Below are 10,185 nucleotides of genomic sequence, written 5' to 3'. Positions count from 1 at the left end.
GAAGTGCCTCAAGGGCCGCCGTCTAACTGTTTCGTTAGTTCACTTCATGCCCAGACGCGAACAGTAACAATCCCTCTAAGATTGTAAAGACGCAGCTATCCAATTTATTCTAGAATGAATGTACGGACTCTCCCTTCGGGAAAGTTAGAGCGTCCCACTTTCAGAGAAGCCCATGCGGCGTGAGTAGAGAGCGGAGATGAGCGATTCGTTTGTGACAGACGTTGGTGACAAGCGCCTCGGTTATCCCCCACTGATATCGATTACGATTTTCTCACTTTGTACTTCTGGTTGGATGTCCAGCCCTTTTATCAACGCGGCTTCCTTTGGCGCGCGGAGCCAGTTCGACTTGCTAAATCTCAGTTCCAAATACCCACCTGCCCACATTGCCGTCATCAGCCAATACTGCGACATAGTGCCGCTCGCCGAGCTTCGCGAAGCCGTCGTCATCGAGCGGCCAGCCATCTTGCAGTGTGCTCATTTCCGGATTTGATGCTTTATTGCGCTTCCTGCTGCGCAAGATCGCGAAGCTGCCCGTTGAGTTGCTGTGTCGGTTAGCCACGGATGTCAGTTTCAATTTTTCCGTTGTGTTTGTCAGGTTTGTTGATCAGCCACTTTATGAGAGCGATGGCTTGCTTCGGCCGTTGCGCCAATTCGGCTTGTCATATTTCGCGCCATCGAAAACAGAACGGCCCTTTGTCGAATCCAGAAAATGGACGTCGTGCAGCGCCAGGATGGAGCCGAGCGCTAGACACCGCTGGGCTTGGTGCGATCCGCGTTGCCTTCTTCTCCATGAATTCATTCAACCGCCTCGCAGCTTCGGAACTTGTCTGAGTGAATGCTGCCATTAGGCTGTCGACGAAAAGGCGGTCGTCCTGCGCCATGTCCTGGATACGGGGCAGAGCATTCGTGATGGCGAGGTTGGACAATGCCAAGATTTCGGCATCGTTATAAACAACGACGACAGGCAGGAGATCGGGCGGGATGCCGGCATTTTCCGTCGTCTCGCCGGCGCAGGCGCACGACGAGCCCGCGGCCATCGTTCATGCGACGGCCAAACAAGCTGGGGATCAGCCTAACCTCGAGAGTCCTTCCACCGTCCATGTCGCTGGTCTGCCGGACGTTGCAGCCGACCACGATATCGGTATCAATTGAGTTCACTCCACAACGCTAAGGCCCGTCCCCTTCATCCCATTGAACAGAAACCGAAGTCCTTCAGCCTCGAGCGCAGTTCGTAGGCTCGTAGACGTCTCGGCGTGCGAAACGGACGTACCACTCTCATAGCGAACGACAGCACGCTTCGAAATACCCGCCTTGGCGGCCAGCTCTTCCTGGCTCCAATCCAGCCAGGCGCGCGCCGCGCGCAGTTGCGCAGAGGTGATAGCGGGGTCACGCAAATTAACCATAAAACGAACCCAAGAGTGACGAATGTCACACTGCGTGCTAGTGTTAACAAATCATTAAACGCCACCTCGTGGCAAGAAAGCACCGAGCGAGCGACGAGAACGGATTGTACCCTTCAATCCTTGCCAAGAATTTTAGGGAAGATTGCGCCGGCTCGTCGAGAAGTACGAATCCTTGGTTCAGAGAAAAGCCTACGAGCAAAGCTCTCAAGCTCCCAAGGATTCGAAAGCCGAATTCGACCACATAGTGTTTTAGAACTGCATGCTTTGCGGTCCGCTCGCGCGGTCAAGTTTAAGTTCGTGCACATGTGCCAAATTATGCGCAGAACGCGTCGCAATCAAACCAAGCCCATCAATGCAATACTTCCGGGAGTGACGCATGCCCGCCAAGTACAAGCGAATTGCAACCGACAAAATCGAGACAAATGTCTCCAATGTAGCCGCGCCATCAACAACTAATATCCTGCCATTTGCCAATTCGCCCAACCCTCTACATTGGTGGCGCAGCCGCACACCGCATGCCTTTCGTGGCAAAGACGTTATGGTCATACGTCAGGCGTTACTGTTGGCAGATCCTGTCGATTTCGACTGGATGCGCGCAATTACGGGAAGCTCTCCGACCGCGATTCGAATTGCCGTCGAGCAGCTCAAGAACCATCGGATAACAGCTCCGGTGATTGACGATGTTCTTTCGGCTGTCGTGTGTTGCGCGATCGAAGGCAACGCCGCGTCTTCGATCTTGATAGCCAGCGCCTTGCGTCGCAGGTCAAAGATAGATCCGGCCTGCCTTTCGCTGAGCTCACTTTGGCTTGTTGCTCGCCTCTGAGAAGTTGCGCCTTTGACACCAGGCCAACAATTTATTGCACTCGCGAACAACATCGATGAAACGGCTCACGCCGTACGAGCCTGATTTCTGAGGCGCCAGGTCGCCGAAAGAAATTCAATCCCTTCTGCCCTAAACACTGCCTGCTCTGGCATGCTGCACATTTCTGATGCTCCATGCGCCGTCGGCAAATGCCTCTGTAGATCGTCAATCGACGGAGCCCTCCAGGCGCTAACGATCTTAGATACTGGCGGCGCGACGCACGTTGAATCTTCGCGGGCCAATGCGCAGACCGAAAGTGGAACTGAGAACTACATCACGTCGCTTCTAGGCGGTCGCGCTGCCGAGGAGGTTTTACTAGGCGTAGCGATGGCCGGTGCAGGTGTTGGTGAGGATAACGACTTTTCGCGTGCCACAAGTGCAGCAATCGACCTCGAATTGCGCCTCGGCTTTGGAGCGATCGGTGTCGCCCAATTTTCGGATCGGACCACCGAGATGTTCCTGCACGATCCGTCGATCGTCCGCTTGATCAAGCAGCGTCTGGATCGCTCCCACTCGCGTGCGCGTGATCTGATCGCCAAGAACCGAGGCACGGTCGAGGCGGTCGCGCTTCGTTTGGAAGAAATCGGGTACCTAGACCGTGCCGCAATCGAAGAGATTCTGACGAGATGTCCGGTGCAAGACGCGGACACTTCAGCACCAGGACTCGGGAAAGATAATGGAGATCACCGATGATCATGGTCACCGTCGAAATCCTTCCCGGCGGGTATGCCGACGCTCGACATACCATCGGGCGCATGTACATCGCAAACATCAGTGACCTTGCACGGCGGAGCGACTACAGGGTCGACATTATCGAGGGAGCCAATCCCCTCGCCGGGACGAGCGCGCGCGCCTCCACCACTTACGTCCTCGATCACGATCGTTTCCAGAGCATCTGGCGGCTGATTGCGTCGGCACTCGAAAGCGCAAAGGGCGTAAATTTTACGGACCTCTAGGCGGCAACCACTACGAAAGACGCTCAATCACTTTTTTGTGAGATATGTTTTAAATCGACGCTGTAGTGCCGCGTGCAAGCACATGAGACGGCTTCTCGTGAGTACGCGATAGCTGCTGGGGAGCGGACAATCGACGTCTTCGTTCGGCTCAAGCGAAAATGCAGAATCCTCAATCACCATCGAACGAATCCAGCCATTCGGATTGTTGGAATCGTATTCGTGGTCAGCACGGATGACGCCATCCAGAATCTTTTTCTGAAGTCATCTACCTAACCGATTCCGGGGACTCAACATTTCACTTGACGCGCGATGGTCTCTTGCAGCTTCCCGAGTCAATCTTCGCTCCAGACGTCGAATACGGCGTCACCAAAGTTGGAGCTTTCGCATGTCGATTGATACGTCTTAAAGCAAAACGCGCGCCCTTCGCAGGGGCGCGCGCTCGCGGGTCGACGATAAAGCCAAGCCCATGTCCTAGCGGGACACCTAAAGATTCGCATGTCGCGCGGAATGGCGCAAGCATGAAGTCTTGGCCTTTGGCCTCTTGTCGACCTCCCCCAACACCTTTCGGAGCGAAACACGTCGGACATCGATTCCGCGAACGCTCCTCCCTTGTCCGGAGGTCTACGATGCAATTGCGTGCTCAAGATGAAATTCCCGGCGTCGGTACACCGCTGCAGATCGACGAACATATCTGGACGCCGGCGAGACCCAGTCTCGGAAGCCGCCACCCGGCGCTGCGCTCGCGGTACTCCTCGACTGGCTTCATCGTCGAAGACGGCCGCGTCGTGAACTTTGAAAGCCGCCCCGAGCGTTTCGCGGGTGAAGCGTTCTCGATGGATCCGGATATTTCATTCTTTCTCGAGCAGCCCCCCAAAATTGGTTATTGGGACGATAACCGATACCACCATCACACGTTCGATTACTTCACGGTCAGGACATCCGCCATCCGGACCCTCACCGCTATCAAACACTCGTCGCAGGTCGAGCAAAGCGGAATCCGGCGCATCCTCAAGCTTATCTCCGAGCAGGCTGGTCGCAAGTCCGCCGACGAGATCGCATTGATGACCGAACTCGACTTCTCGCCGAGCGAAAGATTCAACGCGGAGCTCGTTCATGAGACGCGCCGTTACTGCGTTCCAGAGCACGACGAGCGCGTCCGCCAAGCAACCGCGGCAATCAACGGCATCGTGACCATTCGCGACGTCGTCGCGCTTAGCGGATTGGGCGGTTCAGGATTCCGAGCCGTCGTGCGTCTAATCGCCGACCGGTTTTTCCAGCTCGCAGATCGTGAAAACCGGATCGAGCTCAACGCGCCCATCCGCCGCCGCTGCCCCTTCAACGCTACCGTCCAACCTAAGGAGATACTCACATGACCAGCTACCGCCGCCCGATCCCCGCTGCCCGCGACCGCTCCAGAGCTATGGGCGTTCCTGACCACATCATCACGGACTCTGCCGCCAGTTTCGTCATGGGCTCTTTCCGGAGGCAATTCGCTTCCGCGACCGGGCGAATGATCGAACGCGGAGTTCGATGAAATCGACGTCGCGCACCCGCTGACCCCAACACAACATCCAACCAAAGAAGACCAACACCATGCACGCCTTCAAGGAAAAACCCCGCCGCTTCGTTTTCGACCCACTAGACCGGATCACAATCAAAGGTCGCGACTACCGCTGGCTCGAAAGCGATGACTACGGGCATTCGTTGACACCGGTCATTACGCTCGGGCAACCTGTCGTCGAGGGATTTTCGCACAAGGATCTCGACGAGCTCTCAAGAAATGATCAACTTCAGCACGAGGTCCGCTTCTATGATGAGGTAAAAGCAAGGACGCGCCTAAGGACCCGCGCGCTCTCACTGTTTCAGCTCGCCCCCAAAGAGCAGAAGAAGCTGCTCGAACGGCAGGAGACGCTCGACCTCCTGTTGCGGGTGGAAGCCGACGATCCGGCCTTTGTTCGTACGGACGCCGGCATCGACGCAGCGATGGACGGCATTTACGCGACAATCTGCGCCCGTAACGTAGCGCGCGCAGCGCAAGACAAGACTCCACGGTGCGACCAGAAGTTCGAAGCGACGAAGCGTCCCTCAGCGCGAACCATTCGGCGATGGCTGCGGGCATACGAATCCGGCGGCCTGGATGTGATGGCTCTCCGCGACGGCCATCACCGCTCGGGTAACACCTTCAGCAGCTTGGATCCCGAGGTTCTCAACCTCGTCACCAAGCACGCCAACGCTTGGGCCGATATTCGCCGCCCCACCATGGCAGGTCAGCATGAAAAGCTCGCTGCCGATATCCGGCAGCTTAACGTGAACCGGCCGGACAACCCGCTCTCGATTCCTGCGAAAGCGACATTCCGCAAGGCCGTAAAGTCGATACCGGCATTCGAAGCTTACGCGGGCAGGCATGGCGTCAAAGCCGCCAAGCTTAAGTTCACAATCGTTGGCGGTGGGATGGAATCCGTACGCGCTTTCCAGCGGCTCATCATGGACGGTCACAAGTTTCAGGCAAGCACTATCGCTATCAAGATTGGCGAATGGGATTTTCTGTCAGAGAATGAGAAGAGGGAAGCTGAGCGCGAACGGCTAGTGCTACACGCCTCGCTCTGCACGGCCTCGCGGGCGATCACGGGCCTTCGTTTCGCCAAGACCGAGAACAAGGAAGCGTCGAAAGCAATACTGCGCATGTCAGTTAGCGACAAGGCGCAATACGCTATAGCGGCCGGATGCAAAAGCGATTGGCCAATGGCCGCGCGGCCCGGCTCAGTGAGCACCGACACCGGCAGCGCGTGGATTGCCGATGAATTTCGGTCATCAGTTGCCGACCTGCGCGCTACGCTGGAGACGGCTCCGGTTGGACTCCCGCAGATGCGCGGACATAAGGAACGTGCCTTCGGAACGTTTGACCGCGGATTTCTTCCTCATTTTTCCGGTCGAACTTTCGGCAATGTGGTCGCTAAGGGAGATTACGACTCCGGGAAGAACGCAAGCATGTTCTCGGAACGTATGGGCTTCGCTTTTGTCAGATACATCGTCGACAAATACCATCACACGCCGCACGTCGCGCTCAACAACATGACGCCGTACGACAAGTGGCACGAACTCGTCGATAAGTACGGCATTCTTCCACCACCCGGCAGGGATGAGCTCCGAAACATCTTTGGCCCCACGATCGAACGCGCGCTCGATCATCGCGGAGTACGCGTCGCCGGCATCCACTACCAGTCGGCAAAGCTGCAAGAGTATCGCCGCAAGATCGGTGACAGTCGCGTTGCCGTTAAGTTCGATCATGAGGATCTAGGTCGCGTTAGCGTCTGGGTAAACGAGGGCTGGCTTCCGGTACCAGCGATGCGTGGAAACTTCGATGGCGTGCACCTCGAGGTCTGGACTGAGGCCATGCGCGACCTGCGCCGTCGCAATTTGGTGAAGTCTTCATTGTCGCAGCACTACGTGGACGATGCCATCCGGGCGATATCCGCAATGGGCAATCTTGCGATGGCCCGCGCCGATATCGCCGCCCCGACCGTCTCCAAGGGCGATCTGGAACGTCACGAACGCGAACTCCTTTACGGGTTCGATATTGTTGGTGAAGACTCGGCAGATGGTCCGGTTACAGCGAACCGTAACAAGGACGGCAGGCGTGATCGTTTCGCCAACGCAATCCCCATCCTCGACCGTCCTGCTTCAGATGCCGATAGCACGGCCTCAAGCAACGAACCGACGCCTTCTGAACCAACTGAAACGCCGATCGTGCGTACCCGCAAATCTAACATCAAACTGGAGAAGTGAATATGACCACCAAACCTATCAATGCGATGGCACGCCTGCGCGACACCCTGCCAGCCGAACTCACCACGCAATTCGACGCGCTGGAACGCATGAAGGCCATTTTCCTGCCGACGACGCGCGAAGCCGAGCTCGCGCATGCGATGAACCTTCTCATCCACAACGCCGTTCAGTCCAAGAACCCTGATCTGCCGGTCTCGCTCGAAAACCGTTCAGAGGGCAAGGGACTAGTCGTGATCGGTCCTACCGGTGTTGGAAAGACCACCTCGTTGCGTCATTTCTTTGACAATCACGCGGCATTCGCGGGCTACCGCGAACCAGCCGGTGCTTCGCCCTTGTTGTGGATTAGTGCCCCATCCCCGTGCAACATCGTACAATTGGGGCGCCGCATCCTCGTCAAGAGCGGATACCCCCTCGAACGCGAGTTGCCGGCTCACCGCCTCTTTGAGCTGGTGGGCCAGCGCCTCAACTCAATGGGCAAGATATTCCTCTTCATCGAGGAGTTTCAACATGTCGTGCATAACGTTCCGCTGAGGGATCAGGAGATCGTCGCCGACACGTTAAAGAACCTCATGGAAACGGAGCGGATCTCCTTGATCCTTTCCGGCGTCGAGACGCTAACCCCGTTTATCGCCTTGGATCCCCAGCTCGATCGGCGCCTTACGAAGGTTCACTTCCGAACGCTAGTGCCCGAAGACCAGGAATTGCTTGCGGATATGGTCCATGCATACACGGAGGAAGCCGGCATTTCGGTCGCCTATTCTGACCACGAGAGTCTGTTCGCGCGTCTCACTCACGCGTCGCTATACGCGCTGGGCCTCGCGATCGAGATGACGATCGAGGCCATTGCTCACTGCATGCGGAATCGCGACCCGGCACTAACCCGCGACCACTTCGCGGCAGTCTATGCCGCCAAGACTAGTCAGGATGCGCCGAACAATCCCTTCCTTGCTGAGCGCTGGAATGAAGTAATTTGCCGAACCCACGTCGCGAAAGCCGACGCCGTCGGCCCGACCTCGGCCACCGAGCGCGGCCGGAAGCGGCTGAATGCGGATCGACGAACATGAGGAACAAACTCGACCTCGCTCCCATCGCCGGCGTTGACGAGACGCCGGCGTCCTATCTGTCCAGGTTAGCAGCAACCAATTTCGTAAGTGCACGTGAGTTTGCCAAGGATTTTGATTTGTCATTCCAATCCATTGTCGATGGCTGCAGCCGAGAGATCCGGAAACTATGTGAGCTGGGTGGAACGACCTTCCACGATCTGATGAAAAATACCGTCCGAAGAACCGGGCCCGCCTTTGCGTTGCGATCTGAGGAGCTCGCGAAGGACTCAATTAGACGCGTTCGCGTCTTGATCTGCCCGGCCTGCGTAGCGCAGGACATCGCCACCTCTGTGCAAGCACCTGGACTGACCGCATACGGACGTCTCGCATGGACGCTCTCGCCGGTCCGGACCTGCTCACGGCATTCGATCGCACTGGTCGAGGTGGCTCGCGATCTCAAGCCCGGGGTTCGTCACGACTTCGTTCGCAATATTGCCAGCGCTATTCCACGCATTCCCCGAATACTTGATAGGGCAATTCATCGACCGCCCTCAGGCCTGGAAAGGTACTTGCTGGACCGCGTTGACGGATGCGCATCAAGCCCATGGCTGGATAAGATGCCGTTCTTTGCTGTAGCAAAAACCGCGGAAACGATAGGTGCGGTCGCCGAGTACGGCCGCACAGTGAATTTAAAAAAGTTATCGGAGAACCAGCGCTATACGGCAGGTGGGGCTGGCTTCGAGATTCTACACCAAGGCGAGGCCGGATTTACTGAGTTTCTGGCTGGGTTGCACAAAACCTACCAAGTGAGACGGTTCGGATCGGAAGGCCCGCAAGCCTTGCTCGGACGGGTCTACACTACATTCGGCCAAGGTCTGCCAGATAAAGCCTACGACCCCGTACGAGATGTCATCTCCCGTTTTGTTAAGGTCTCTCTCCCACTCGGACCGGAACAACACATTTTCGGGAAGCCCGTCGGACGCCGCGTTCTCCATTCCATCCGCAGTGCAAGCATCGAACACGCCATGCATCCAAAAAGGCTTCGAAAGCTTGTAATCGCCAGCGGCCTGGCGCCAGATCCCAGTCTTCCAGACCGAAAAATTGTATTCGAAGTCGAGGCCGCAAAGCAACTGATCGAACGCGAACGCACCTCGATGACGTTGAACAAAGTGCCCCAGTATCTCAACGTTCCGACTGGAACGTTCCGGGTGCTGTTTCAGGCGGGACTTATAAGACGTCACTCGCTCGGAGAGGGAGAACTGAACGAAGTGTTTTACAGGAGGGAGTTAGACGAATTCTTGACAAGCATCCTCAAGAACTCCCGAGAAGTACCCGCCGGGGACTTGTCTGGACATCACATTCCGGCGGCCGCTAGACGCGCGCGCTGTTCGGCGGTTAGTGTTGTGCGATTGATCCAAGATGGAAGGCTATCCTGGATCGGTCGCCGACCGGACGTGCGCGGCTTCCTCTCTGTGCTTGTCAAGGTAGACGAAATCCGTCCGTTCGTCGCTGGCGAAGAGCTTCGAGGGCTGCCCATTGGAAAAACGACCTCTAAGCTTCACATACATCACCGAGTGATGAAGGGCCTGATTAGGCTGGGTGCTATTCGGACAGAAAGGCAACGCAACCCGGTCTCGCGGAACATGGTGACCATCATAACGTACGACGAACTCAGCAAGTTCAGCGAAGAGTTCGTCTCCCTCTTCATGCTCGCCCGGGAACGCCGCAAGCACATGCCCGCTGTGCTTCACGATCTTCGAGCGATTGGTGTGCGGCCGGTACATGAGTTCGAGAGCGTTGGAGCCACCTTTTTCAGGCGCAGCGAAGTGCCTTGATCGCTTCCGGATCGATCCGACTGCGAAAATGCTCCCGCTGGCGGGAGCATTTTTTTGTGCCCGAACCAGCGCTAACCGCTTAGAGCGTCTTTCGCGGACAAGTTAGTCCATCACTGACGGCCATCGCCGTCGTCATTCCGATTTCATACCCCCTATAAAACAAGCTATTTCTGCATTTCCGATGGGCAACTTTGTCTGATTTTCACAATAAATAATAAATGAAAGCGGCGCATTGCGTCGCTTTCATTCTGACATCAAACAAATCATGAACAATCGAACGGGAAAACGCCGAGCAAGGTG

The 10,185-nt window shown here is 56.5% G+C and carries 10 protein-coding genes; 9 read left to right on the top strand and 1 reads right to left on the bottom strand.

The features are described 5' to 3' along the window. Positions 1 to 196: 196 nt before the first annotated feature. Positions 197 to 490 carry a hypothetical protein gene (locus AB7951_RS11910; protein WP_441255788.1) on the top strand — a complete coding sequence of 98 codons (294 nt, stop codon included), beginning with the start codon at positions 197 to 199 and terminating at the stop codon, positions 488 to 490. Between the two features lie 491 nt (positions 491 to 981). Continuing rightward, positions 982 to 1,152, top strand: a complete 171-nt coding sequence (locus tag AB7951_RS11905; RefSeq protein WP_441255787.1) for a hypothetical protein — start codon at positions 982 to 984, stop codon at positions 1,150 to 1,152. Positions 1,153 to 1,154: 2 nt separating this feature from the next. On the opposite strand, the gene AB7951_RS11900 is transcribed toward AB7951_RS11905, so the two are convergent. After that, the gene (locus AB7951_RS11900; RefSeq protein WP_441255786.1) at positions 1,155 to 1,403 is read right to left on the bottom strand and encodes a helix-turn-helix domain-containing protein; all 249 of its coding nucleotides are present in this window, start codon (positions 1,401 to 1,403) and stop codon (positions 1,155 to 1,157) included. A 376-nt stretch (positions 1,404 to 1,779) separates the two neighbouring features. Here AB7951_RS11900 and AB7951_RS11895 point away from each other — a divergent pair, with 376 nt between their 5' ends. The 7 genes from AB7951_RS11895 to AB7951_RS11865 all read left to right on the top strand — a co-directional run bounded on the left by AB7951_RS11895 (position 1,780) and on the right by AB7951_RS11865 (position 9,885). Beyond that, entirely contained in the window at positions 1,780 to 2,226 is a 447-nt protein-coding gene (locus tag AB7951_RS11895) for a hypothetical protein (protein ID WP_441255785.1), read from the top strand. A gap of 150 nt (positions 2,227 to 2,376) precedes the next feature. Continuing rightward, positions 2,377 to 2,958, top strand: a complete 582-nt coding sequence (locus AB7951_RS11890; RefSeq protein WP_441255784.1) for a hypothetical protein — start codon at positions 2,377 to 2,379, stop codon at positions 2,956 to 2,958. Further along, positions 2,955 to 3,221 carry a hypothetical protein gene (locus tag AB7951_RS11885; protein ID WP_441255783.1) on the top strand — a complete coding sequence of 89 codons (267 nt, stop codon included), beginning with the start codon at positions 2,955 to 2,957 and terminating at the stop codon, positions 3,219 to 3,221. Before AB7951_RS11890 ends, AB7951_RS11885 begins: the two co-directional genes overlap by 4 nt. Before the next feature lie 626 nt (positions 3,222 to 3,847). Beyond that, entirely contained in the window at positions 3,848 to 4,594 is a 747-nt protein-coding gene (locus tag AB7951_RS11880) for a hypothetical protein (protein WP_441255782.1), read from the top strand. A gap of 220 nt (positions 4,595 to 4,814) precedes the next feature. Continuing rightward, positions 4,815 to 7,007 carry a Mu transposase C-terminal domain-containing protein gene (locus tag AB7951_RS11875; protein WP_441255781.1) on the top strand — a complete coding sequence of 731 codons (2,193 nt, stop codon included), beginning with the start codon at positions 4,815 to 4,817 and terminating at the stop codon, positions 7,005 to 7,007. Between the two features lie 2 nt (positions 7,008 to 7,009). Continuing rightward, on the top strand, positions 7,010 to 8,071 hold the full coding sequence (locus AB7951_RS11870) for a TniB family NTP-binding protein (protein WP_441255780.1): 1,062 nt from the start codon (positions 7,010 to 7,012) through the stop codon (positions 8,069 to 8,071). Further along, entirely contained in the window at positions 8,068 to 9,885 is a 1,818-nt protein-coding gene (locus AB7951_RS11865) for a TniQ family protein (RefSeq protein ID WP_441255779.1), read from the top strand. Before AB7951_RS11870 ends, AB7951_RS11865 begins: the two co-directional genes overlap by 4 nt. Positions 9,886 to 10,185: the final 300 nt, after the last annotated feature.

It is taken from the genome of Tardiphaga sp. 285_C5_N1_2 (assembly GCF_052076065.1).
GTDB classification, from domain to species: domain Bacteria; phylum Pseudomonadota; class Alphaproteobacteria; order Rhizobiales; family Xanthobacteraceae; genus Tardiphaga; species Tardiphaga robiniae.
Note: the sequence above shows the minus strand (reverse complement) of the source record. Positions and strands in the feature narration are given on the sequence as shown.